This window comes from Loktanella sp. Alg231-35 (genome assembly GCF_900143545.1).
Lineage (GTDB): Bacteria > Pseudomonadota > Alphaproteobacteria > Rhodobacterales > Rhodobacteraceae > Yoonia.
This window is the reverse complement of record NZ_FREV01000002.1, coordinates 141,977-165,892: the sequence shown is the minus strand read 5'-3', so window position 1 is coordinate 165,892 and position 23,916 is coordinate 141,977. Positions and strand designations below refer to the sequence as shown.

Below are 23,916 nucleotides of genomic sequence, written 5' to 3'. Positions count from 1 at the left end.
CTTAGAACTCCACCGACAAATCCATGCCGTCATATAGGCTGGCCACTTCGGGGTAGCCGTTGAACATCAGCGTGTCCTGGCGTGCTGCAAACAGGCCGCCACCGATGCGACGCTCGGATGCCTGGCTCCAACGTGGGTGATCCACTTCTGGGTTCACATTACTATAGAAGCCATATTCGCGCGGATTGGCGACGTTCCAGCTGATCGGCGGCTCCTTGTCGGTCAGGGTGATACGGACAATCGATTTGATCGATTTAAAGCCATACTTCCACGGCACCACCAAACGGATGGGTGCGCCGTTCTGATTGGCCAGCGGTTCATCATAGAGGCCAGTCGCCATGATGGTCAGCGGATGCATCGCCTCGTCCAGACGCAGACCTTCGACATAAGGGAAGTCCAGCACGCGGCGCTGCACGCCGATCATGTTCTCTGGCTGCACAACAGTTTCGAAGGCTACATATTTAGCACCCGACTGCACGCCAACCTTGTTGAGGATATCGGCTAGCTCAATCCCGTTCCACGGAATGACCATCGACCAGGCTTCGACACAACGGAAACGATAAAGGCGATCTTCGACGGACAATCCCGCCAAGAGATCGTCCAAGGCATAATCACCGGGGTTATCCACCATACCGTCCACTTTGATGGACCACGGCGATGTCACCAGTTGATGCGCGTTTTGTGCGGGATCACTCTTGCCGGTGCCGAACTCGTAGAAGTTGTTATAGCTGGTGATCTCTTCCAGCGTGTTCGCTTCAAGCTCCTGCGCATTCGCACGCCCTGCCAGACCAATGGCGCCAAGACCAATAGTGCCTGCCAATATCTGGCGGCGGTTCAGGTAGGCCGCCTTGGGCGTGATGTCGGCCTGTGTCAGGTCGTTGGTCCAGCGATATGCCATTTGGGTCTCCGTTCTTTTCGATTCTGAAAATCATATAGGTGAGAACGCCTGAAAGATGTCTCACGATGCCGCCAGAACATTGAAATGTTCCAAAAATAGGGCGGATCAATCACGAAGACTCACGCAGCTGTGACTGGAAACGCGAAATCCTCGTGGCTTAGGCGTGATTGCAAGACCGTCAAGTTGCGTCGGCGGATTCTCCCGGTGATCCACACGCCAGCCCCTTCGTAGAAATCACATTGCCAAACATGATGGCACATTCAAAATCTGGGAGACTACCAATGCTACGCAGAACTTTTGTCGCACTCGCAACAACCGCCGCACTTACAACATCCACATTTGCGGGTGGCCACTCCAAAGATATCGTGGATACAGCCGTTGAAGCAGGCACATTCACAACGCTGGTGGCCGCTGTTGAAGCCGCCGGTCTTGTTGACACGCTGAAAGGCGACGGTCCTTTCACAGTGTTCGCCCCAACAGATGACGCCTTTGCCGCACTGCCCGCGGGCACTGTTGAGGGGCTTTTGGCCGATCCAGAAGCGCTAGCTGCGATTCTGACTTACCATGTCGTGCCGGGCAAAGTGATGTCCACGGATCTGAGCAATGAAATGATGGCTACAACCGTGAACGGTGCTGACGTCACAATCATGACCGAAGGTGGTGTGATGGTTGATGGTGCAAACGTCGTGGCTGCCGACATCGAAGCATCCAACGGCGTGATCCACGTCATCGACGCTGTGATCCTGCCGTCTAGCTAAACCTTTGCATCAGGTTTGATCCGAAAGCCCCGGCCCAGCGCCGGGGTTTTCTTGCATGGCCTGGCCGCTACCTGGATGCAACCTGCTTGAACCGTATCAGAAGATAGACCGCAAATGCGGTTGCTACACCGGGAACCGCGCAGAGCGTGATCGCGATCCACCCATGACGGATGTTCAGCGCACTCTTTTCGTAAATGATCCAGACGATCAGAATGGCCGCACATATGATGGCATCAAGCGAATACCCGGTTGAGAACGGATTGACGAAACCCGCTGCAATGGCACCGACGATATCCCTGCTCTGCAACAGCGCAGGCACCACAACAATGCAGAAGACCAAAGCGAAGACAGCCCCCAAGGTACCGACGAGGATTTTGAAAACGGTGTCTGACATCGGTGAACCTCTTTGCCTTGCGGTTATGTCTGGCAAGTTTCGGGGGCGCCCGGTGCCAAGTCAAACGGCAACTGCCCGGCGCAAGACGAACCCTAAACGGGGGCAAGCCCGCCGAACTGCACCCCAGACAGGTCCGCCATGTCGCGTTTCCATGTGGTCAGGTCTGCGGCATTGAATTGGGACAGATGATCGTGTCCACAAGCGCGCGCCATCACCTGCATCAACTCTACGCTCGCCTCAAAGAAATTTGCGAGTTGCTTGGCTGAGTTTTCAACAATGACCCGGCTCGCCAGTTCCGGCCGTTGCGAGGCAATCCCGACAGGGCAGTTGTTTGTATGGCAGGCCCGCATCGCGATACAACCAATCGCCTGCATCGCGGCATTCGACACCGCAATCGCATCCGCCCCCATCGCCAGCGCCTTGATAAAGTCAGCCGGCTTGCGCAGCCCGCCCGTGATCACCAGTGACACGTCCTGCCGCCCCAATGTATCGAGATGCCGCCGCGCCCGTGCCAGCGCTGGGATCGTGGGGACCGAGATATTGTCGCGGAAGATGATCGGCGCAGCACCGGTGCCGCCACCGCGCCCATCAAGGATCACATAATCGACGCCGACAGCGAGGGCAGCATCAATGTCCTTTTCGATATGCTGGGCTGAGAGTTTGTAACCGATGGGAATGCCGCCGGTCCGGTTGCGCACCTCATCAGCAAATGCTTTGATCTGATCGGGTTTGGTCCACTCTGGGAAACGTGGGGGCGAGATCGCGTCCTGCCCTTCATCAAGGCCACGCACTTCGGCAATCTTGCCTTTCACCTTATGCCCCGGCAAATGCCCGCCAGTGCCGGTCTTGGCGCCTTGCCCACCTTTGAAATGGAACGCTTGAACCTTATCCAGCTTTTCCCAATCGAACCCAAATCGGCCTGACGCCAGCTCATAGAAATAGCGACTGTTGGCCGCCTGCTCTTCTGGCAGCATCCCGCCTTCGCCGGAACAAATGCCTGTGCCCGCCATCTCGGCCCCCATGGCGAGGGCAACTTTAGCCGGTTCTGATAGTGCACCAAACGACATGTCCGACACAAAAAGCGGGATTTCGAGGCGCAGCGGTTTCTGCGCATTCGGCCCGATCACAACATCCGTTCCCACTGGATCGCCATCCAGTAACGGTGCTTTGTGCAGTTGCGCCGTCAGCAGCTGAATATCATCCCAATCCGGCAACTCATCACGCGGTACACCCATTGCATCCACCTTGCCGTGATGTCCGGTTTTGGACAGACCATCACGGGCGTATTGCTGGATCAGCTTGGTATAAGGTTCCTCGGCCGCCCCGCCGGAATGGTCGGCGTAAAGGCCCATGTAAGCATCGCGATTGTAAGGCTGTGGATTGTCTTCTGCCCAGGCGGCAACTTCTTTGGCGTCGACAAGAATATCGTCGCCCTCGACCCATGACTTGAACTTGGGCAAGACCTCTTCATTGTTATAGGCCGACACCCCGGTATCAAGCCGGTAGTCCCAGTTATGCACCCCGCAAATCAGATCCTTGCCTCGCACAAACCCGTCCGACATCAGCGCGCCCCGGTGCAGGCATCGCCCATAGAAGACAGAAATCTCATCATCGAAACGCACGACAACCAGATCGACCTCGCCAACCAACGCGTATTGTGGATTGCGATCAGGAAGTTGGCTGAGGCTGGCGACTTTGGACGGTGTCATATGGCTTCCTTTCACTGCTTTGATCAGATCAAAGCACAAAGGCGCCACACAGGCATAGTCCGCAGTTTCGCACATGAGAAACTGGAAGGTGATAAGAAAAGGGGCGCCCAAAAGCGCCCCATTCCATTCTAATGAACCACCGCGTCCTCTGGCGGTTGTCTATTGCTGGACGACACCCTGTCACCCACCAACAGCCCATCAACGCCGGCACTCACGTTAATCGTGTCGCCGTCCATGACGTCACCAGCGAGGATCATCTCGGCGAGCTGATCTTGCAGCGCGCGTTGGATCACCCGCTTGAGCGGCCTTGCACCAAACACCGGATCATAGCCTTCATCGGCCAACCATTTGAGCGCAGCATCATCCAGATCAAGCTGGATGTTCCGGCCTGCCAGCCGTTTTGCAAGCAGCCCCAGCTGGATCGTCACGATCCCGGCCATGTCTTCGCGTGCCAGACGGTCGAAGATGACAGTTTCATCCAGACGGTTCAGGAACTCTGGCCGGAAGTGCGCACGGACAGCGTCCATCACATCGCGCTTGGCCTCGTTCGCATCGGCACCATCAGGCAGTTGGCTCAGCGCCTGCGCGCCAAGGTTTGACGTCAGGATGATCAGCGTTTGCTTGAAGTCCACTGTGCGGCCCTGACCATCGGTCAGCACACCATCATCAAGTACCTGCAGCAAAACGTTGAACACATCCGGATGCGCCTTTTCAACTTCGTCGAAAAGCACCACCTGATAAGGACGACGGCGCACCGCTTCGGTCAACACACCGCCCTCATCATAACCAACATAACCCGGAGGTGCGCCGATCAGCCGGGCAACGGCGTGTTTCTCCATGAACTCGGACATGTCGATGCGGACCATTGCTGCGTCGTCGTCAAAGAGATAGTCGGCGACCGCTTTCGTCAGCTCGGTCTTACCCACGCCGGTTGGGCCGAGGAACAGGAACGAGCCCAAAGGCCGGTTCTCATCATTCAGCCCAGCGCGCGCACGGCGTACGGCGTTGGCGACAGACCGCACAGCGGGCTTTTGACCTATAACACGCTTGCCCAGTTCTTCTTCCATACGCAGCAGCTTGTCGCGTTCGCCTTCGAGCATTTTGGAGGTCGGGATACCCGTCCACCGCTCGACGACTTCGGCGATCTGCTCTGGCCGCACGGCCTCTTCGACCATCAGGTCGCCGTCGCCTTCTTCGACTTGCGCAACCAGACGCTCCAACTCCGGGATCACACCGTAAGATAGTTCTCCCGCTTTCGCGAGATTGCCTTCACGCTTGGCGATGTCCAATTCGGCCCGAGCACGGTCCAGCCGTTCCTTCACGTCGCGCGTGCATTCCAGCTTGTCCCGTTCGGCCTGCCATTTCGCGGTCATCTCGGACGCGCGATCTTGCAGGTCGGCGAGCTCTTTCTCCAACTTCTCCAAACGATCCTTGGAGGCCTTGTCGTCTTCTTTCTTCAACGCCTCGGATTCGATCTGCAGTTGCAGGATTTGACGATCCAACGCATCGAGCTCTTCCGGCTTGCTGTCCACTTCCATGCGCAGGCGACTCGCCGCCTCGTCCATCAGGTCGATGGCTTTGTCAGGCAGAAAACGGTCTGTGATGTAGCGGTGCGAAAGTGTCGCTGCAGAGACCAGCGCGTTGTCGGAAATACGCACACCGTGGTGAAGCTCGTACTTCTCTTTGATGCCGCGCAAGATGCTGACCGTATCGGTGACTGTTGGTTCCTCAACCATCAATGGCTGGAAGCGGCGGGCCAAAGCCGCATCTTTTTCAACATACTTGCGGTATTCATCAAGCGTCGTGGCACCCACACAGTGCAACTCGCCCCGTGCAAGTGCTGGTTTAATCAAGTTGGCCGCATCCATCGCACCATCGGCCTTACCGGCACCCACAAGGGTATGCATTTCATCAATGAACAAGATTATTTCGCCAGCAGCGGCCTCTATCTCTTTCAGGACCGCTTTCAGGCGTTCCTCAAACTCACCGCGATACTTTGCGCCAGCGATCAGTGCACCCATATCGAGCGCCATCAACTTCTTGTTGCGCAAACTCTCAGGCACATCGCCGTCTATGATGCGCAGGGCCAAACCCTCCGCTATCGCTGTCTTACCCACGCCCGGTTCACCGATCAGAACGGGGTTGTTCTTGGTCCGACGCGACAACACCTGCATTGCGCGACGAATCTCTTCGTCGCGGCCGATGATCGGGTCGATCTTGCCTTGCTCGGCAGCTTCGGTCAGGTCGCGGGCGTATTTGGCCAGCGCCTCGAAACTATCCTCGGCGGATGCACTATCAGCAGTACGGCCTTTGCGGATGTCATTGATCGCGGCATTCAAAGCCTGCGGCTTGACGCCCCCTGCATCCAAGGCGTCCTTTGCCTTGGATTTCACCAATGCCAGCGCTGTTAGCAAACGCTCGACCGGCACAAAACTGTCGCCTGCTTTCTTGGCAATCTTTTCAGCCTCGTCCACAACTTTGGCCGTGACGTTATCAAGGTATACCTGAGCGCCCTCGCCCGACACCTGCGGTATCTTGGCAAGGCTTGCATCAACAGCGGCCAACACAGCCCCTGCGTTCCCGCCCGCACGGGTGATCAGGTTGGAGGCCAACCCCTCGTCATCATCCAACAGTGCTTTGAGCAGGTGTTCGGGCGCGAGCCGCTGGTGGCTTTCGCGCATGGCGATCGTTTGGGCGGCTTGTACGAAACCGCGCGACCGCTCTGTGAACTTGTCTAAGTTCATGGGTCTCTCCTTTGTTAAGCGCCCGGATTTTGTGGTGCCCGCTATGCAGCACACCCTGTTTGGGCCTTGGCATATAGATGGGAACGCGAGGCAGGTCTCGCAAGTCTTGGTTTGCGACTTTTACTTTGGGGGGAGAGCGGTGTGTTCTTTCCCCGCGCATCAAAACGCTGGCTCTGCCAAGTTTATGGCGGAGAGTGGCCCTTCCTCCAGCGGGGCCTTACCTCCGCTCACGAGACCCGATGGTCATCTTTGGTTACAATGATCGTCGGCGCAATGGCGCATCCCCGGGAGAGGTGCGTCATTGCTTTTTGAGCAGGTTGCGCGCGCGGGCACGGACCGACGCTGCCGGATCATCAGCAGCGACCCGCAAGAGCACCAGCGCATCAGGTGCGCCAAGTCGCACAGCAGCATCTAACGCCCAAGCGCGGATCATTGGCTTTTGATGCGTCAGATAGGGCCGAACAATCTCGGGTGGCATATCAACCGCGCAGTGCTGAATGGATTGCAGTAGATGTAGTGCAATTTCCCAATGGGGCTTTCCAGCCAGCACATCGGCGGGAAAGGCGACTTCGGCCCCATCCTCATAGGCTGCTTTCAGCACCCAGCTTGCAGCACGGGCAATGACCGGATCAGCGCTTCGACAAGCACAGAGCAACGCGGGATAATCGTTTGGGGCAAGCTGATCCGCAATGCCGCGCAGGTCGGCCACGGTTTTCCCATCCCAGTTCTGAAACACGGCCATCATATCCATCGCTTCAGCATAGCGTGATTGCACAACACCCGGCCAGTCGCTAGACCGCGTCCAATCACAATAAGGAGCTTCCCCATGTCTGATGACCGTTTGATCGTGGCCATGGATGTGCCCAATGTCCTTGACGGGCTGGAATTGGCAAAGACGCTTGGCGAAACGGTCAGTTTCTACAAGATCGGTCTGGGCATGCTGACAGGGGGTGGTCTGGCGCTGGCCAATGAGCTGAAGCAGGAACACGGCAAACGCATTTTCCTTGATATGAAGTTCTTTGATATCGGTGCAACGGTCGAGGCAGCCGTGCGCGGTGTGGCGCAGTTTGATCTGGATTTTCTGACAGTCCATGGCGACCCGCATGTGGTGCGCGCCGCCCGTGAAGGGGCTGGCGGGTCCGACATGAAAATCCTTGCTGTGACGATCCTGACATCGCTGGATCGGGATGATCTGGATGCGTCGTGTATCAAAGCAGGTGACGTGGCCAACCTTGTGCAGGAACGCGCAGGCATCGCCTTGTCCAATGGGGCTGACGGGGTGATCGCCTCACCGCAAGAGGCCGCCTTGATCCGCGCATTGCCCGAAGCTGACGGCAAGCTGATTGTTACACCCGGTGTGCGCCCGGCAGGGGCCGATTTGGGTGATCAGAAACGGGTGATGACACCGGCACAGGCCATCGCAAACGGGGCCGATCATGTGGTCGTGGGCCGCCCGATTTGGAAGTCCCCCGACCCGCGTAAGGCGGCTTTGGAAATTCAGGCTGAACTGGCCTCTCCACAAGCAAAAACCCCCAACCGCTAGGGCTGGGGGCTCTTTAACTTTCCCGGTGGGATGGCGCTTAGTCGTTTACATCCGTGTCCCAAATCTTGACCTGCCCAGTGCGCAGGCCAAAGACCTTTCGCATCACCAGATATGAGATCAGCGAGAAGATCGCGAAGATCACGAGGGTCAGCGCCAGACCACTGGCCGAGATCCCAAAGAGGGTCAGAAATCCAACCATGGCAGCACCAATGGCAAAGCCAAGGAAGATATAGCCGGGGACCAACACCTCAAGCGTTGCGAGGATCAGCGCCCCGGACATCCAAACCCACCATTCGGTCCAAAGTGGCATTATCCACGTCCTTTCAGCATTGTGAATGCATTGGCAAAGGCATCAACCGCATTCGCGGGCAGCACAACCGTCTGGCTGCCTTGACCTTCGCCCAGCTTATTGAGCGCCTCAACCTGCTTGAGCGCGACCTGATACTGCGCAGCCTCAAGGCCGTTTTCGGCAATCGCCACGGCAACCACCTGGGTCGCGTAGGCTTCAGCATCAGCCAGCACACGACGGGCCTTGGCGTCCTGCTCAGCGGCATAAAGCTCTGCATCTGATTGCAGCTCAACGGCCCGTTTTTGACCTTCGGCCTCGGTCACTTGCGCACGACGCGCACGTTCCGCGTTCAGTTGCTGTAGCATGGCCTCACGTGTGGCTTGGTCCAGGTTCACGTCCAAAATCTCGGCGCGCGTCACTTCGATACCCCAGTCGTCGACTTGCTGGGCGACTTGCGTACGCACAGCCTCAATCAGGTTCGAGCGGTTCGCCTGCACCTGATCCAGCTCCATCCGGCCAATTTCGGAACGGACAATACCGGCAACTGTGGTTGAGATCGCACCGTCGACGTCGCGGATACGGTAAACGGTCTTTTCAGGCTCGATAATCCGGTAAAATACGGATGTTTCGACTTGCACCAGCACGTTGTCCGATGTAATCGCGTCCTGATTCATCGACGGCAACTGACGCTCAAGGATCGAAACTTTGTGCCGGACACGGTCCAGAAATGGCACGATAAAGTTGATCCCCGGCCCAAGCACCGACCGCAAACGCCCAAGGCGTTCCACGACGAATTTTTCAGACTGCGGCACGATCCGAACACCGGCCAGAATACAGACGACGATGAACACCGCCAGCAGCAGATAAAGCACATTCTGGCCAAGGAATTCGGAAAACATTTCTTCAATTGGCATATATCTATCCCTCTTTTGTTATGACGGACAGATAGGCACGATTCGGTTCGATTTCAATGTATGCTACTGTATACCATTCGATTTGTAGCGTGCTGTGACAACCGCGCCGATTGTATCTGCCGTAGCCGGGCTGAGCGTCCAACCAAGGTGCCCGTGGCCTGTATTGTAGAAGACCCGATCATTTTTGCCCGGCCCCACACGTGGCATCATATTCGGCATCATCGGGCGCAATCCGGCCCATGGCACGCAGTTTTCCGTAGAGACATCGGGGAAGTGCTCTTCGCACCAGCCGATCAGCGGACGCACTCGGCGTTCAAGGATATCGCGGTTTTCTCCGTTGAATTCCGCCGTGCCCGCAATCCGAAACCGATTCTTGCCCAAACGGGACGAAACGATCTTGGCCTTGTCGTCCAGCAATGAGGTTGTTGGTGCAGCAGCCTGACTGACCTCATCATCAAGGTTCACAGTGATAGAATAACCTTTGACAGGATAGACATTCACCCTGTCGCCCAGCATCTGCGCAAACTTGCGGCTGGCTACACCGGCAGAGACCACAATGCCGTCATAGCGCTCTTCCTGACCACATTCGACGTGAACACCATCATCACGCACATGCAAATCGGTGACAGGGGCGCCCAGTTTGAACGCAACACCCTGTTTCTTCAGCCAATCGGCCAAACCGATGGTAAACTTGTGAATGTCGCCGGTGCTGTCACTTTCAGTCCAGAAGCCACCAATGATATCGCCGTGCAACGTTGGTTCGCGCTCCATTACTTCTTCAACCGACAGCTCGCGCCGCTCCAGCCCGCCTTCGGCAAGTAAGCCGTTAACCATGCGCGCGTGCTTGAGGTCCTTCTCGGACTTGTAGAAATGCAGGATACCGGCCGGGCTGAAATCAAAATCAACGCCTGACTTTTCCGCCATCTCGGCCAGACCGGCACGGGCGGCAACGGCCATAGCGGCAGTTTTGGTGGTGTTGGTCTTGTAGCGGGGAATATTGGCCAGAAACTCTGTCATCCAACTGACCTTGTGCCAGCCCGGACGCGGGTTCACGAACAAGGGCGCTTCGCCCTCGAACATCCACTTGATGCCCTTCAGGACAGTTGACCATTGGTTCCACACCTCAGCGTTGGACGCGCTCAACTGGCCACCGTTGGCGAAACTGGTTTCCATTCCGGCATAACGCTGCCGGTCATAAACCGTCACGTCAAAGCCGCGAACGTAGAGTGAATAAGCGGTGGTCACACCGGTGATCCCGGCACCAAGAACAGCAATTGTAGGCATGGTAAGTCTCCTACCATATGCCCCCACCGTCTGTTGTACCTGAGAGATTCGCCCGGTTAAGCAGGCTTGCTCCTTCGGCGGACCATCAAAGGTCACTCTTCGGCGTGTTGCACCCCAACCGGTCCTTTTGCCTGAGAGTGACCGGGGCGGTTGCTCCTTCGGCGACGGACCTGACCGTTCTCTCCCGGTCGGTGTGTTTCCTATTGGAAACTTCATAGACAGATTGCGAGACAAAGCAACTAAATTCTCGGGGATGTGTATGTCACGTAAGAACACGCAAAATCCGAGTGATTTAGAACGCAAACCCGCCTGTTTCGCTTTGCCAAACGTGCAAACGCTTCCCATAGGACGGCACACGATTGGGTAGAGCCAAAAAGGCATCCAGATCGAAAAGCGCCCAACGCTGGCCTTCATCGCCAAACACGACATCCTGCGCGGCCTCTGTGGGCAATCGCGCCACAAAGAACGCCACCCACTTGCCCGGCGCAAAATTGGCAGGAAACGCACTTTGCCAATGTACGGCGGACGCTGGCAGGATCAGCCCAATTTCCTCTTCGACCTCGCGGGCCACCGTTTCAAACGGAGTTTCACCGGTGTCACGCGCGCCGCCGGGCAGGTCCCATAAATTGGGATAGGGGATGTGGTCGAAATCATCGCGCAGAATACTCAGCATTTGATCGCCCAAAAACAACGCGACCTTTGCGCCATCATGCGGCCCTTCCATACCTGACAACCCCTCATCATCTTGCCCAAGCAAACCTCGCCAGATGATCCTGCCCCAGCTACGTCACTCAGACGCTTGTCAGTTGTGCCCCCGGCCAGCGACACATATCTTAGTGCCATGCCAGCCATCTGCCGCGATTGCCTCACCACCTTTGACAGCGAAACCCGCTGTCCCAAATGTCGTAGCCCGCGCGTAACCCGGCATCCTGAACTCTTTGACCTTAGCATCGCCTATATGGATTGCGATGCTTTCTATGCCTCCGTGGCCAAGCGCGACAATCCAGATCTGGCGGATAAACCCGTGATTATCGGGGGCGGTAGGCGCGGTGTAGTGTCCACGGCATGTTATGTGGCGCGGATCAAGGGTGTGAAATCAGCAATGCCGATGTTCAAAGCACTCAAGCTTTGCCCGGACGCCGTTGTTGTGCGCCCAGATTTCGATGCCTATGTGGAGGCCTCCAAAGCAATTCGCGCGATGATGGATGAGCTCACACCCATCGTCGAACCGCTGTCACTGGACGAGGCGTTCATGGACCTCACTGGAACAGAACGTCTGCACCACGCTCCACCTGCGGTGATGCTGGCACGGCTCATCAAAAGGATGAAGGATGAATTGGGGCTCACTGGCTCTATCGGGCTGTCGCACAACAAGTTCCTCGCCAAAGTCGCCTCGGATCTCGACAAACCACGCGGCTTTTCTATCATCGGAAAGGGAGAAACGACCGCTTTCCTACGCCCCAAACCCGTGCGGTTAATCTGGGGGATAGGCCCAGCCGCACAAAACAGCCTTAATAGTGCAGGCATTCGCACCTTTGATGACCTTCTGCGTTGGGACAGGCGCGACCTGCACGACCGTTTTGGCGGTATGGGCGAGCGATTGTACAGTCTGGCGCGTGGCGAAGACGGGCGCCGTATTACGCCGCATGACCCGGTGAAGACCCTGTCAAACGAAACGACGTTCAACGAAGATACCGGCGATGTGGACATCCTTGATGGTCACCTGTGGCGCATGGCCGAAAAGGTCAGTGCGCGCGCTAAGGCCAAGGATAAAGCAGGGCGGGTGGTGACGCTGAAACTGAAGACGTCTGACTTCAAACTGATTTCAAAACGGCAAAGCCTGCATCACCCGACCCAGATCGCTGACACAGTTTATCGGACAGCGCGCGGATTGTTTGATCAGGTCAGTGGGCGCGGGCCTTTCCGACTTTTGGGCGTCGGCCTGTCTGACATCTCATCGGACGCAAACGCCGACCGCGAGGGTGACCTGCTGGATCCAGGCGCACAAAAGCGGGCCAAGGCTGAACAGGCCGCCGACAAGATCCGCGCGAAGTTTGGCAAAGATGCAATCATCAAAGGGCGGGCCCTGCGATAAGGGTAAGGTGGGTCTTGACCCACCTTACATGCGGCCCTTACGGTTCATTCATGGTCACACACAACAATAGGAGGACAGTGCTGAGCATGCGCATCACCCGTCGCCTTCAGCATGGTCCCCGTTCCGCCCTGTAAATCCGTTTGCAGGGCTGATCAGTCCACGATCTGCCCAAACGCCGCCTTTGCGGCACCATCTCTGTTTGACTGAGACCTCTTATGACCATCATCAATATTAATGCCCTTGGCGTGACGCTGGGCGATCCGCTTTTTACCGACCTCAATCTCACCATTTCCAAGGGCGACCGCATCGGGCTTGTCGCTGCCAACGGGCGGGGCAAATCCACGTTGATGGGCTGCATCGCCGACACGTTTGAACATACCACCGGCGACATCACCCGCGCGCGGGGTTTGCGCGTTGGATATGTGGAACAATATGTGACGGACACAGCGCTGGGCCAAACCCTTTATGACATGGTGCTTGCCGCCCTCCCGCAAGAACAGGTCGACTATGAAAGCTGGCGGGTCGATGTCGTGCTGGACGACCTTAAGGTACCATATGAATTGCAACAAAAGCCGTTGAATGAACTGAGCGGCGGCTGGCAACGCACAGCACTTCTGGCAGCGGCGTGGATCAACGAACCCGACATCCTTCTGCTGGATGAGCCAACCAACCACCTTGATCTGCACCGCATAGGGCTATTGCAAGATTGGCTAGGCGCCCTGCCCCGCGACACACCTGTGATCATCACCAGCCATGACCGTGCATTTCTGGACGCCACCACCAATCGCACGCTTTTCCTGCGCGCAGAACGATCACGCGTGTTCCAACTGCCCTTTACCAAGGCCCGCGCGTCATTGGCGGAAGCAGACGCCGCCGACGAACGCCGTTTCGCCAATGACCTCAACAAAGCGCAACAGTTGCGCAAACAAGCTGCAAAGCTCAAGAACATCGGGATCAACTCTGGCTCTGATCTGTTGATCAACAAAACCAAACAGCTAAGCGAACGCGCCGCCAAGATCGAGGCCGCGGCCAAGCCGGCCCATAGTGAACGCGGCGCAGGCGACATCAGGCTGACCAACAGCGGCACCCATGCCAAGGCACTGATCGCGCTGGATGATGTGGGGGTTGAAACACCGGACGGTCGGTTGCTGTATACCACCGGCAAAAAATGGATCGGTCAGGGGGATCGGGTTGTTTTGCTGGGCACCAATGGCACTGGCAAAACCCGTTTGGTCAAGATGATCCACCGGGCTGTCACCAGTGAGGCCATCGGGATCAAGACCGCACCGACGGTCGCAATGGGCTATTCCGATCAACACCTCAGTCAATTGGATGATGCAGATACGCCTATGACGGCTGTTGCAGGCCAGCATGACATGGGCGATCAACGCGCGCGTGGGTTGCTGGCGGGCGCTGGCGTCAATATCCAGATGCAGGACACCCGGATCGGGGCGCTGTCGGGCGGGCAGAAGGCCCGGCTGGCGATGCTGATCCTGCGACTGCAACAGCCAAATTTCTACCTGTTGGACGAACCGACGAACCATTTGGATATCGAAGGCCAGGAAGCGCTAGAGGATGAGTTGATCAACCACGGCGCTACCTGCCTGCTGGTCAGCCACGACCGGAGCTTCCTGCGCAACGTGGGCAACCGGTTCTGGCATATCGAACGCAAACGGCTGGTTGAAGTGGATGATCCCGAGGCGTTCCTGGCCTCTGAGATGACAAGTTAGACGTGCCGTCTGAACGCCGGAACATTCTCCGGCGTCAGCACCTGCGCTGTGGAGAGTGGCGTTTCGGCCTGATCGTTTGACAGCCCGTGGTACGATAGGAACGCGCCAAAGGCATTGCGGATGTTCATCTGCAAATCATGATGCAGAATGAAATCCAGCCGTCCTTCAAGGATCAGTTGTCGGTTTTCCCAATCCAGATCATGGGCCACAAATATTTCTGGTTTCAGGCCCTGATCCGCAAGCGCATTCAGGATCGACCGATTGCCGCCGCCCATCGAATAGACAGCGCACAGATCACTTATGCCCTTCAACGCATGTGACAATAGGCGCGATGTATCATGATCAATTCCCCCGCCACCCTGTACGGCCACGACATGCAGCTGTGGGCATTGGCTTCGCAATGCTGAAACAAAAGCGGTCTCGCGCTCTTTTTCGCCCAGAAAGCCTTCTTGGCTGCGCGTCGCCAAGACCGCTCCGGGGGTGTTGCTGACCGTTTTGCTGATCAGGTAGGCCGCCGTGCGCCCTGCACTGGCGTTGTCCATGCCCACATAGGTTAGGTGATCAGTTCCACCGATATCTGTGACAAGCGTCACGACGGGTATTTTGGCTGCGGTCAGCGTGTTCACGGCCTCTCTGATTTTGGACGTGTCGCGCGCTTTCAGGCACACTCCATGACTGCCGCGCTTCATGATCCGCGCGAGGGTGCTCACAACCTCGTCGTCATGCATGATCTCCTGCTGTACAAATCGCGGGCGACAGACGGCCTTTCCTATCTGAGGCAAAACGGCCTCAGCCGCTGCTTTGACTTCGCGGCTGAAACGGTTTGGCGCTTCCACCACAAAATCAAAGAACAAACGCCTGCCGCGTGCCGCAAGCTGGGCCTCTTGTGCGGTCAGTTCCTCAATCGCGGCCGTCACACGTAACTTTGTTTGCGGGCTCACATGAGCCCGACCATTGAGAACTCGATCAACTGTGGCCGTGCCCAATCCCGCTTGCCGGGCAATCTCTTTGATTGGAAAGCGATGTGTCATTTGATGTGTTTTTGATGGGTTTCATACCACAATGCAATCTTGGCTCCGCTATGCTGGTTTTCAGAACAGGAGGAATGGATATGAAAGACAGCGCTGAAAGCACTCACGGCTACTATGACCCGGACAGCTGCGACCTGCAGGCGTTCACAGCATTGATCGACCAGACCACGGGTGCCGAACAGGTGCCATACGCAGCAGCAATCGAGCAAAACATCCCGGTCTACGACATGTCCACACTGCGCCCTGCGCTGGAAGAGGACGGGACCCGCCGCGAGATCATGGCGGAATGGACGCGTGTGCTGCATAGCGGCGCCGGGGTTCTGGCGCTCAAGAATACCTACACTGACACGACCGTGTTGGATGCTGCGACGCGTGTTTATGAAGACATTATTGCAGATGAAAAGGCAGGTGCAGCAGGCGGAGCAGATCATTTTGCGGCGTCCGGGGCCAATGATCGGGTCTGGAACGCGTTGCAAAAACTTTGTGAAGCATCGCCCGAGGTGTTTCTGAACTACTTCGCCAACACCGCCATCGCGGCGATCTGCGAAGCATGGCTTGGCCCGAACTACCAGATGACAGCGCAGGTAAACCTTGTGCATCCCGGCGGGGCGGCCCAACAGGCGCATCGCGACTACCATCTGGGCTTTCAAACGGCTGCCATCAGCGCGTCCTATCCGGCCCATGTGCATGATGTGTCACCTATTCTGACGTTGCAGGGTGCGGTTGCGCATTGCGACATGCCTTTGGACAGTGGGCCGACAAAATTGCTGCCATTCTCGCAGGCCTATCGCCCCGGCTATGCCGCATGGCGCAGGGATGACTTCCGCGCGGTATTCGAGGACCGCTATGTGCAACTGCCCCTCGCCAAAGGCGACACCGTATTTTTCAATCCAGCCCTGTTTCATGCCGCAGGTGCAAACACGAGCACGGACATTCACCGATTTGCCAATCTGCTACAGGTGTCGTCGGCATTCGGCCGCGCCATGGAAACGATTGACCGGGACAAAATGTGCAAACTGCTGCTGCCCCACGCTATGAGTGCCAAAAAGGCAGGCAGATTGAGCACAGCCGAGCTTTCCGCCGCGATTGCGGCCACCGCAGAGGGGTATTCCTTCCCGACCAATCTGGATCGTGACCCGCCAACAAATGGGCTTGCACCGGAAACGCCTGCTGCATTGTTCCGGCGCGCGTTGTCTGAAGGAATGGATGCAGACGGCTTTGGGGAACAGCTTGACCAGATGAAGGGACGACGCTTGTCCTGAGGCGCGCGAGCGCCGGGAAGAACCCCAGCCGACGGTCGCTATTCCGCTGCCATCTTTTGATCGCTTGCAGCACCGATTTGGGCGATTTCGGCAATCACGCTTGTGAGGGCAGATTTGAAGGCATCAAAGTCACTGCTCAGTTCAAGGGTCCGTTCGTTCATATAAAGTGCGCGGTCAATCTCGACCTGAATGGCGTGCTGACCGCGCGAGGGCCGCCCATAATGTTGCGTGATAAAGGCACCGGCGAAGGGCATGTTGCGGGCGACCCGCAGCCCGGCACTGGCAAAAGCAGCCTCGACCTGTTCGACGATTGATCCCGCTGCCGTTGCCCCGAAACGATCACCCAAGACAACGTCAGGGCGGGCCGCACCGGGTGGGCCGACATTCTCAAGCGCTTCATGGGGCATTGAATGACAGTCAATCAGGATCGCCTCACCAAAGGCGTTGTTGCTTTCATCCAGCAGTGTTTGCAGTTGGTCATGATAGGGGCGCCAATATCGCGCGATGCGCTGGTGCGCCTCGGTCAGGCTCAACTTGCCTCGATAAATCTGGCGGCCATTGGCCACGACGCGGGGGATCACACCCAGACCACTGGCAATGCGCGGGTTGTGAGCACTGCGGCGCACGCCCTCGATCAGGGCTGAATCCAACTCATCCGGGCCGCGGTTCAAGTCAAGATAGGCGCGCGGTGCGCGGGCCGTCAAAAGCGGCGCGCCATGCTCTGGCACGGCAGAAAAGAGCTGGTCAACATAGGCATCCTCGGATGAACGGATCTGACTTGCATTGAGCACGGCCTTGCGTAAGAACGCCTCTGGATAGTGCCGCCCGCTGTGGGGTGAGGCAAAGACAACGCTTGTCGTGCGCTCTGTCGGGCGTGTCAGATGATAGGCGCTGGAGTGCAAAATGACGTCCTTTCTATCCCCTAGATAGCGTGTTTTGTGAAATTACCAAAAGCCCTTGATCCCTCTCCCGACTCCTTTTATAGACCGCACGACTGACGCGGTTCGCCCCGCGTCCTATTTCGTTATGGGATGCAGGCGGGCGCAGACGACATGGATGATTAGCTCAGCGGTAGAGCACTTCGTTGACATCGAAGGGGTCACTGGTTCGATCCCAGTATCGTCCACCATGAATTCACCGGGCTTTCGGGCCTGAACAGCAACCCCAAGGCGCAATTCGCGCGCCGCGACAGATAGGAAACGAACCCATGAAGGTACGTAACTCCCTCCGCTCGCTCAAGCAGCGCCACCGCGATTGCCGCATCGTGCGCCGTAAGGGCCGCGTCTATGTGATCAACAAGACGCAACGCCGGTTCAAAGCCCGCCAAGGCTAAACCAAGCGACAGCAATTTGAAAAGGCCGCGACCCAGCATTGGGCGCGGCCTTTTTCGTTTCGGTGCGCGTTAGGATCAGGTCAGGTTTTCAGTAGTTTGACGCATCTGGGCTAGCCAACCAGGCCACCGCCGCGTTACGCTTACGCCAGATCTTGATCCGCAAAGGCAAAGGATACCTTTTTATGACCTCACTCAATTTGAAATCAACAACTCTGGCAGCGCTTTTGCTTGGTGCCGCGTCGCCTGCGCTAGCGCAGGCCAATATCTGCGGGGGCTTTGGTGATAGTGGCATCTGGATCGGCGGGGACGAGGCCACATCAGACATCACCACAGCCGACACCTATCAGGAACAGATGGCGCTGGTTCTGGGGGGCAACGAATATGTTTCGCTTTTCACCCTGTCCGCACCCACTGATGTCCGGGTCGAGGCCGCAGGCCGTGGCGCCGGTGATCCGATCATTGATTTGCTGGACGCCAACGGCGGTGTGATCCTGTCGGATGATGACAGCGGTGGCAACGGTGCATCACGCGCGGAAACAAACCTTGATGCGGGCACCTATTGCATGTCCATGCGCAGCTATGACGGCAGCCCGATGACCGCCTTTGTACGCGTAGGCCGTCAAGAGCAGGACCCCCTGACCGCAGGCATCGATGCCGGCGGCGGCAGCGAAAATGCCTTTGGCAGCTGTGATACAGCGACACCCTTTGGTGATATCGGCGGCCTCGCCACAGCATCAGTCAGCGAAACCCCTTATTGGAGCTTCACCCTTGATGCCCCAACCGCCGTTACCATCACCGCCGAGAATGAGACGGCAGATCCCGTGATCACGCTTTATGGACCAGGTGAAGTCTATATCAACGACAACGACGACTATGACGGGCTCAATTCTCGTATCGATGTGACCGACCAGCTTGCACCGGGCACTTACTGCCTTGCGATGGAGGCTCTTAGCGATGAAGGCGCGCCGATTACGGTCAGCATAAGCGCTTATGATGCCGAAGAGGCCCTGCGCTCGCTCTATGCGCGTGGTGAAGCGGCCCCACCATTGGACGGCACAGTACCGGTGACTGACTTGGGCGTGTTACAATCGCGGCTGCGTCAGGATGTGCAGGCCACGTCTGATGTGCAGTGGTTCAGTGTCGAACTGACAGAGCCCGGCCTTTTGGTCACCGAGGCAATTGGCGGCGGCGGCAGTGATCCGTGGTTGGTCGTCTTTGACGATTTTGGCCGTCAAGTTGGCCAGAACGACGACTATGGCGATGGGCTGGACAGCCTCGTGATGGCGCGCTTGCAGCCGGGGATCTATGTCATCGGGGTGCGCCAGTATGACAGCGGCCAAGGTCTGATCCGTCTGCTGTTGGAACGCTACGTGCGCGCCCAATAAGATATCCGCTAAGAATTGCGAAAGGGGCGTGCCTGCTGTCAGGCGCGCCCCTTTTTTCATGTCACGTGCCTGCCCATGTGGGCGCAGCAGCCGTTACCGCCCGATGGTATCCGCCAGCAACCGCGCCAGTGTGCCCTGATCAAGATAACCCGTCGCAGGCAGGTTATAGCGTGACTGATAGCGGCCAATCGCACCGCGTGTATCGCGGTCAAACCGTCCATCGACCTGACCGGGGTTGTAGCCCAGTTGCGCCAGACGGCTTTCGATCAAACGCCGCAGCACCGGGTTTACGCCCAGCGCGCGTTCGCGTTCGCGGGCTTCTTCGTTGTTGCTGGTGTCAAGAGCACCCAACTTCTGACGCGCCTCATTGGCAAAAATACCCTCGGGGTAACGGTCCAGATAAGCGCGGTACCCGGCCTCGGAACCGCGCGCGCCGGTTTCTTCCCAATAGTCACGGTCCAGACGCAAGGCCTCTTCGCGGGCGCGTTCTTCTTCAGCTTCAATTTCAGCAGCGCGGCGGCTGGCCTGCGCGTCAATCCGGTTGATCTGTTCGGTTGTCAGATAGGACGTCTGGGCAAAACCGTTGCTTTGCTGCCAGTTGCGGATCGCGCCCCGGCTGCCTGGGCCAAAGATGCCATCAACACCGCGCGTGCTGAACTCAAGCAAGGTCAGATTGCGCTGAATCGCCCGGCGTTCGTTTCGGGTCAGGTTCAGCCCGTCTTCCTCGATCTCGGCCATGCGGATTGGATCGCTCTCGATCTCGTCCAGACGGCGGCGCGCCTCGGCCGCATATTCGCTGCGCGGGTGGTCAAAGATGAATTCCCGATAGGCATCCGCGGCGTTTGCCTCTTGCGCGTCATTCCAAGCGCGCAGGCTGGGGTCTATGGTAGGCAGCGGGCGTGCGGTTTCAGTAAATTCAGGCTCCATCACCAGCGTGCGGGGCACATAGCCGACCGCACGCACACGCCGACTATCCCGCACAAACGCCATCACATCGCCGCCCGGTTCGGTCAGTGCGTCCATCACCACCCCATCGGTCGAAGACGGATCAGCCAGCAAGACCGTCACACCCTGCGGGACGTCCAACGCGCCGATGCCCTGACGCAAGTAGCTACCAATCGCATCGTCATCACCCTGATTATAGCCAAGGATCAGCACCGATTGTCCCGGCGCCTGAGCCATAACGTTCATGATCATCTCGACCGACACGGCGTCATCCAGCCCAAAGGGCGTCGGGCGATCTGCATCTTCGGCCAGCAGCCAACTGCGCGTGCCGTCGGTTACAAAGCGCCCCGCCAGACCCACCACCAGACGTTCGGCACCCGCCGCCTGATTTGCAAAGCGAGCCAGCAGGCGCTCCATCGCGTCGGCTGACCCATTGGCCAGCGTGCCAACGGTATAGCCTGCGTCACGCAGGCTTTCGGCAGAGTTGAGCACATCAAGACCATTGCTGACCCGGCGAAATTCATCATAACGCGACACCCCCATCAACAGGGCGGCATCGTCGGCCATGGCTGGCATGGCAAGCGCGGACAGAGCCGCAATCAGGGTCAGTTTGCGCATTGCGCATCTCCTTGGTTGTTCACCGCAAACCGCCCGGCATAACGCACGGTTTCCACCAAGGAAGCTAGGCCAGCGGGCCGTTGCTATTCAATAGCGATGCTGATTACTCGGCTGCTACGCTGGATTGCGCCTTTTCGACCTTCACCGCAGAGAATTTAAACTCCGGGATTTTGCCGTAGGGATCAACCGCCGGGTTGGTCAGGACGTTGGCCGCCGCTTCGACATAGGCAAAGGGCACAAAGACCATATCCGGCGACACCGCCCGATCTGCCCGTGCCATGATCGTGATGCTGCCACGACGGCTGGACACAGTGACCATCCCGCCCGGTTCGACGCCGAGCTTGCGCAAGGTGGACGGGTGCAAGGAACAGTTCGCCTCAGGCTCGACCGCGTCCAGAACCTTGGACCGCCGCGTCATGGACCCGGTGTGCCAGTGCTCTAACTGCCGTCCTGTCGTCATGATCATTGGGTAGTCATCATCGGGCGCCTCATCCGGTGCAATCACACTGGCGGGGGTAAATTTTGCCCGCCCGTTTTCGCGTGGGAAACCATCGCCGAACACAATCGGCTGACCGGGATCTTCGGGGGATAGCGACGGGTACGTCACTGCGTTTTGATCTTCCAGACGGTCCCACGTGATGTTGGACAGCGACTTCATCGACAACGCCATTTCCGCGAAGACCTCTGATGGATGCGTATAGGTCCACGACAGCCCAAGGCGCTTGGCCAGTTCAACAGTGATCCACCAATCCTCTTTCGCATCACCTGGCGGCGGTACAGCCGGGCGACCCATCTGGACCTGACGGTTGGTGTTTGTCACAGTGCCTGACTTCTCTGCAAAAGCAGAGGCGGGCAGGATCACATCGGCATAGTTTGCCGTCTCGGTGATGAAAATGTCCTGCACGACCAAATGATCGAGCTTGGCCAGAGCGTCGCGTGCATGTTCGACATCGGGGTCCGACATTGCCGGGTTTTCGCCCAGAATATACATGCCGTGAATATCACCAGCGTGGACCGCATCCAGAATCTCGGTCACGGTCAGGCCCTTGTTGGAATCAATTGACCCCTCTTTCCAGATTTCCTGAAACGCCGACCGCACGCCATCATCGCCCACAGGCTGATAATCGGGCAGGAACATCGGAATCAAACCTGCATCAGACGCACCCTGCACGTTGTTTTGTCCCCGCAGCGGATGCAAGCCCGCGCCGGGGCGACCCACCTGACCCGTCATCAGCGCGAGGCTGATCAGACAGCGAGAATTGTCGGTGCCATGGATGTGCTGGCTGATACCCATGCCCCAGAAGATCATTCCAGCCTTGGCACCCGCAAAGGTGCGGGCAACATCGCGCAGCGTCTCGGCATCAATCCCGCAGATGTCCTGCATTTTCTCTGGGCTGAAATCGGCCAGATGTGCCTTCTCGGCTTCCCAGTTTTCTGTGTAGGCCTCGATGTATTGCTGATCGTAGAGCTTTTCCTCGACGATCGTGTGCATGATCGCGTTCAACATCGACACGTCTGCACCGGGGCGGAACTGCAGCATGTGGGATGCAAACCGGCGCAGGCCGACGCCGCGCGGGTCCATCACGATCAGCTTGCCGCCGCGTTTGGTGAATTGCTTGAAATAGGTGGCCGCAACAGGGTGGTTTTCAACCGGATTGGCACCGATGACGATGGCGACATCCGCATTTTCAATTTCGTTGAAGGTCGCGGTTACAGCGCCGGAGCCTACGTTCTCCATTAACGCCGCAACGGATGATGCGTGGCACAGGCGCGTGCAGTGGTCGACGTTGTTGTGGCCAAATCCCTGACGGATCAGTTTCTGGAACAAATACGCCTCTTCATTGGTGCATTTGGCAGAACCGAAACCAGCCACGCCCTTGCCGCCAATGTCCTTGAGGCCCTTGGCCGCCACATCCAGCGCCTCTTCCCAAGATGCTTCGCGGAAGTGCGTTTGCCAATTGCCGGGATCGACGTTCAGGCCCTTGGCGGGGGCATCATCACGACGGATCAGCGGTTTTGTGACGCGGTGATCGTGGTGGATATAGTCAAAGCCAAAGCGCCCCTTGACGCAAAGCCGTCCTTCGTTGGCCGGGCCATTGATGCCTTCGACAAACTTGACCTTGTTGTCCTTGATCTTGAGGCTGATCTGACAGCCGACACCGCAGAACGGGCAGACGCTTTCGACTTCTTTGTCGTAGTCCTGGGTGTCACCCATCTGGTTTTCATCAGTGACAGACGCAGGCAGCAGCGCCCCTGTTGGACAAGCCTGCACACATTCGCCGCAAGCGACACAGGATGAGGCGCCCATCGGGTCATCCATGTCAAAAACCGGGTAGGCATTGCCACCGCGTCCGGCCATGCCGATCACATCATTGACCTGCACTTCGCGGCAGGCACGCACGCATAATCCGCATTGGATGCAAGCATCAAGGTTCACCGACATCGCAACGTGGCTGTCATCAAGCAGTGGGATGTGGTCAGGTTCTTTCTGCGAGAACCGGCTTTCGCTCACGTCTTGCTTGGCGGCCATATCCCAGAGGTGGGAGGATTTGTCGTGGGCCATATCCTGGGCAGGCTGGTCCGCAACCAGCAGCTCCATCACCATGCGACGCGCCTGTTTCTCGCGCGGCTGATCGGTGGTCACAACCATCCCTTCAGCAGGTTCACGGATACAGCTGGCGGCCAAGGTGCGTTCGCCGTCAATCGCGACCATGCATGCGCGGCAGTTACCGTCAGAGCGATAGCCCGGTGCGGGCTTATGGCACAGGTGCGGGATCACAAGGCCGCGCCCATTGGCAACTTCCCAAATCGTCTCGCCGGATGCGGCGGTCACGGTTTCGCCGTCGAGCGTGAAGGTAATGCGGTCTGCCATCGGGATTCTCCAGTGTTCTTGGGCAGACTACACCATCTACACCGCAATTTCGAAACGCCATGCGCGACTGCCAGCGGCGCATTTGCGCCATAGCGTCTTGCCAGAAAGTAAC

Annotated in this window: 20 protein-coding genes, 1 tRNA gene and 1 riboswitch; of the genes, 8 read left to right on the top strand and 13 right to left on the bottom strand. The window is 57.7% G+C overall.

The window, feature by feature from the left end:
• Position 1 precedes the first annotated feature (1 nt).
• Positions 2 to 898, bottom strand: a complete 897-nt coding sequence (gene msrP / locus DHN10_RS04440; RefSeq protein WP_108814053.1) for a protein-methionine-sulfoxide reductase catalytic subunit MsrP — start codon at positions 896 to 898, stop codon at positions 2 to 4.
• Between the two features lie 281 nt (positions 899 to 1,179).
• On the opposite strand from msrP, the gene DHN10_RS04435 reads away from it, so the two are divergent.
• Positions 1,180 to 1,656, top strand: a complete 477-nt coding sequence (locus DHN10_RS04435) for a fasciclin domain-containing protein (protein ID WP_108814052.1) — start codon at positions 1,180 to 1,182, stop codon at positions 1,654 to 1,656.
• Between the two features lie 67 nt (positions 1,657 to 1,723).
• Here the strand turns inward: DHN10_RS04435 and DHN10_RS04430 are convergent, their stop codons facing one another.
• The 4 genes from DHN10_RS04430 to DHN10_RS04410 all read right to left on the bottom strand — a co-directional run bounded on the left by DHN10_RS04430 (position 1,724) and on the right by DHN10_RS04410 (position 7,254).
• Positions 1,724 to 2,050: a DUF2834 domain-containing protein gene (locus DHN10_RS04430; RefSeq protein WP_108814051.1), complete on the bottom strand. Its 327-nt coding sequence runs from the start codon at positions 2,048 to 2,050 to the stop codon at positions 1,724 to 1,726.
• A 92-nt stretch (positions 2,051 to 2,142) separates the two neighbouring features.
• Positions 2,143 to 3,759 carry a glutamate synthase-related protein gene (locus DHN10_RS04425; protein WP_108814504.1) on the bottom strand — a complete coding sequence of 539 codons (1,617 nt, stop codon included), beginning with the start codon at positions 3,757 to 3,759 and terminating at the stop codon, positions 2,143 to 2,145.
• 128 nt (positions 3,760 to 3,887) lie between these two features.
• On the bottom strand, positions 3,888 to 6,503 hold the full coding sequence (gene clpB, locus DHN10_RS04420; protein WP_108814050.1) for an ATP-dependent chaperone ClpB: 2,616 nt from the start codon (positions 6,501 to 6,503) through the stop codon (positions 3,888 to 3,890).
• 298 nt (positions 6,504 to 6,801) lie between these two features.
• Entirely contained in the window at positions 6,802 to 7,254 is a 453-nt protein-coding gene (locus tag DHN10_RS04410; RefSeq protein ID WP_108814048.1) for a HEAT repeat domain-containing protein, read from the bottom strand.
• 75 nt (positions 7,255 to 7,329) lie between these two features.
• Here DHN10_RS04410 and pyrF point away from each other — a divergent pair, with 75 nt between their 5' ends.
• The gene (pyrF, locus tag DHN10_RS04405) at positions 7,330 to 8,046 is read left to right on the top strand and encodes an orotidine-5'-phosphate decarboxylase (protein ID WP_108814047.1); all 717 of its coding nucleotides are present in this window, start codon (positions 7,330 to 7,332) and stop codon (positions 8,044 to 8,046) included.
• A gap of 37 nt (positions 8,047 to 8,083) precedes the next feature.
• Here the strand turns inward: pyrF and DHN10_RS04400 are convergent, their stop codons facing one another.
• The 4 genes from DHN10_RS04400 to DHN10_RS04385 all read right to left on the bottom strand — a co-directional run bounded on the left by DHN10_RS04400 (position 8,084) and on the right by DHN10_RS04385 (position 11,257).
• Positions 8,084 to 8,356 carry an NfeD family protein gene (locus DHN10_RS04400; RefSeq protein WP_108814046.1) on the bottom strand — a complete coding sequence of 91 codons (273 nt, stop codon included), beginning with the start codon at positions 8,354 to 8,356 and terminating at the stop codon, positions 8,084 to 8,086.
• Entirely contained in the window at positions 8,356 to 9,249 is an 894-nt protein-coding gene (locus tag DHN10_RS04395; RefSeq protein WP_108814045.1) for an SPFH domain-containing protein, read from the bottom strand. The genes DHN10_RS04400 and DHN10_RS04395 overlap by 1 nt, the downstream gene beginning before the upstream one ends.
• 63 nt (positions 9,250 to 9,312) lie before the next feature.
• Positions 9,313 to 10,533, bottom strand: a complete 1,221-nt coding sequence (locus DHN10_RS04390; RefSeq protein WP_108814044.1) for a D-amino acid dehydrogenase — start codon at positions 10,531 to 10,533, stop codon at positions 9,313 to 9,315.
• Between the two features lie 109 nt (positions 10,534 to 10,642).
• Positions 10,643 to 10,730: riboswitch (glycine riboswitch) on the bottom strand.
• A gap of 95 nt (positions 10,731 to 10,825) precedes the next feature.
• The gene (locus DHN10_RS04385; RefSeq protein ID WP_108814043.1) at positions 10,826 to 11,257 is read right to left on the bottom strand and encodes an NUDIX hydrolase; all 432 of its coding nucleotides are present in this window, start codon (positions 11,255 to 11,257) and stop codon (positions 10,826 to 10,828) included.
• Between the two features lie 117 nt (positions 11,258 to 11,374).
• Here DHN10_RS04385 and DHN10_RS04380 point away from each other — a divergent pair, with 117 nt between their 5' ends.
• Positions 11,375 to 12,628, top strand: a complete 1,254-nt coding sequence (locus tag DHN10_RS04380) for a DNA polymerase IV (protein ID WP_108814042.1) — start codon at positions 11,375 to 11,377, stop codon at positions 12,626 to 12,628.
• A gap of 215 nt (positions 12,629 to 12,843) precedes the next feature.
• Positions 12,844 to 14,358 (top strand): ABC-F family ATP-binding cassette domain-containing protein, encoded by a 1,515-nt coding sequence (locus DHN10_RS04375; protein ID WP_108814041.1) that lies wholly within the window; start codon positions 12,844 to 12,846, stop codon positions 14,356 to 14,358.
• On the opposite strand, the gene DHN10_RS04370 is transcribed toward DHN10_RS04375, so the two are convergent.
• Positions 14,355 to 15,389 (bottom strand): LacI family DNA-binding transcriptional regulator, encoded by a 1,035-nt coding sequence (locus tag DHN10_RS04370; protein WP_108814040.1) that lies wholly within the window; start codon positions 15,387 to 15,389, stop codon positions 14,355 to 14,357. The two genes, DHN10_RS04375 and DHN10_RS04370, sit on opposite strands and share 4 nt — an antisense overlap.
• Before the next feature lie 80 nt (positions 15,390 to 15,469).
• Here DHN10_RS04370 and DHN10_RS04365 point away from each other — a divergent pair, with 80 nt between their 5' ends.
• Positions 15,470 to 16,651: a phytanoyl-CoA dioxygenase family protein gene (locus tag DHN10_RS04365; protein ID WP_108814503.1), complete on the top strand. Its 1,182-nt coding sequence runs from the start codon at positions 15,470 to 15,472 to the stop codon at positions 16,649 to 16,651.
• A gap of 38 nt (positions 16,652 to 16,689) precedes the next feature.
• On the opposite strand, the gene DHN10_RS04360 is transcribed toward DHN10_RS04365, so the two are convergent.
• Positions 16,690 to 17,553 (bottom strand): N-formylglutamate amidohydrolase, encoded by an 864-nt coding sequence (locus DHN10_RS04360; RefSeq protein WP_108814039.1) that lies wholly within the window; start codon positions 17,551 to 17,553, stop codon positions 16,690 to 16,692.
• 152 nt (positions 17,554 to 17,705) lie between these two features.
• On the opposite strand from DHN10_RS04360, the gene DHN10_RS04355 reads away from it, so the two are divergent.
• From DHN10_RS04355 to DHN10_RS04345, 3 genes are all read left to right on the top strand, one after another.
• Positions 17,706 to 17,780: transfer RNA gene (locus tag DHN10_RS04355), tRNA-Val, on the top strand.
• Positions 17,781 to 17,858: 78 nt separating this feature from the next.
• Positions 17,859 to 17,984, top strand: coding sequence for a type B 50S ribosomal protein L36 (gene ykgO / locus DHN10_RS04350; RefSeq protein WP_008231708.1), 126 nt, complete (start codon positions 17,859 to 17,861; stop codon positions 17,982 to 17,984).
• 182 nt (positions 17,985 to 18,166) lie between these two features.
• Positions 18,167 to 19,369, top strand: a complete 1,203-nt coding sequence (locus DHN10_RS04345; RefSeq protein WP_108814038.1) for a DVUA0089 family protein — start codon at positions 18,167 to 18,169, stop codon at positions 19,367 to 19,369.
• Between the two features lie 93 nt (positions 19,370 to 19,462).
• Here DHN10_RS04345 and DHN10_RS04340 read toward each other — a convergent pair whose 3' ends face one another.
• Positions 19,463 to 20,932, bottom strand: coding sequence for a peptidoglycan-binding domain-containing protein (locus tag DHN10_RS04340; RefSeq protein ID WP_108814037.1), 1,470 nt, complete (start codon positions 20,930 to 20,932; stop codon positions 19,463 to 19,465).
• 103 nt (positions 20,933 to 21,035) lie between these two features.
• Entirely contained in the window at positions 21,036 to 23,804 is a 2,769-nt protein-coding gene (gene fdhF, locus DHN10_RS04335) for a formate dehydrogenase subunit alpha (RefSeq protein ID WP_108814036.1), read from the bottom strand.
• Positions 23,805 to 23,916: the final 112 nt, after the last annotated feature.

Bases quoted from the DNA above. Each gene is read 5' to 3' on its own strand.
- msrP (WP_108814053.1), bottom strand. From the start codon at position 898: ATGGCATATCGCTGGACCAACGACCTGACACAGGCCGACATCACGCCC.
- DHN10_RS04435 (WP_108814052.1), top strand. From the start codon at position 1,180: ATGCTACGCAGAACTTTTGTCGCACTCGCAACAACCGCCGCACTTACA.
- DHN10_RS04430 (WP_108814051.1), bottom strand. From the start codon at position 2,050: ATGTCAGACACCGTTTTCAAAATCCTCGTCGGTACCTTGGGGGCTGTC.
- DHN10_RS04425 (WP_108814504.1), bottom strand. From the start codon at position 3,759: ATGACACCGTCCAAAGTCGCCAGCCTCAGCCAACTTCCTGATCGCAAT.
- clpB (WP_108814050.1), bottom strand. From the start codon at position 6,503: ATGAACTTAGACAAGTTCACAGAGCGGTCGCGCGGTTTCGTACAAGCC.
- DHN10_RS04410 (WP_108814048.1), bottom strand. From the start codon at position 7,254: ATGGATATGATGGCCGTGTTTCAGAACTGGGATGGGAAAACCGTGGCC.
- pyrF (WP_108814047.1), top strand. From the start codon at position 7,330: ATGTCTGATGACCGTTTGATCGTGGCCATGGATGTGCCCAATGTCCTT.
- DHN10_RS04400 (WP_108814046.1), bottom strand. From the start codon at position 8,356: ATGCCACTTTGGACCGAATGGTGGGTTTGGATGTCCGGGGCGCTGATC.
- DHN10_RS04395 (WP_108814045.1), bottom strand. From the start codon at position 9,249: ATGCCAATTGAAGAAATGTTTTCCGAATTCCTTGGCCAGAATGTGCTT.
- DHN10_RS04390 (WP_108814044.1), bottom strand. From the start codon at position 10,533: ATGCCTACAATTGCTGTTCTTGGTGCCGGGATCACCGGTGTGACCACC.
- DHN10_RS04385 (WP_108814043.1), bottom strand. From the start codon at position 11,257: ATGGAAGGGCCGCATGATGGCGCAAAGGTCGCGTTGTTTTTGGGCGAT.
- DHN10_RS04380 (WP_108814042.1), top strand. From the start codon at position 11,375: ATGCCAGCCATCTGCCGCGATTGCCTCACCACCTTTGACAGCGAAACC.
- DHN10_RS04375 (WP_108814041.1), top strand. From the start codon at position 12,844: ATGACCATCATCAATATTAATGCCCTTGGCGTGACGCTGGGCGATCCG.
- DHN10_RS04370 (WP_108814040.1), bottom strand. From the start codon at position 15,389: ATGACACATCGCTTTCCAATCAAAGAGATTGCCCGGCAAGCGGGATTG.
- DHN10_RS04365 (WP_108814503.1), top strand. From the start codon at position 15,470: ATGAAAGACAGCGCTGAAAGCACTCACGGCTACTATGACCCGGACAGC.
- ykgO (WP_008231708.1), top strand. From the start codon at position 17,859: ATGAAGGTACGTAACTCCCTCCGCTCGCTCAAGCAGCGCCACCGCGAT.
- DHN10_RS04345 (WP_108814038.1), top strand. From the start codon at position 18,167: ATGACCTCACTCAATTTGAAATCAACAACTCTGGCAGCGCTTTTGCTT.
- DHN10_RS04340 (WP_108814037.1), bottom strand. From the start codon at position 20,932: ATGCGCAAACTGACCCTGATTGCGGCTCTGTCCGCGCTTGCCATGCCA.
- fdhF (WP_108814036.1), bottom strand. From the start codon at position 23,804: ATGGCAGACCGCATTACCTTCACGCTCGACGGCGAAACCGTGACCGCC.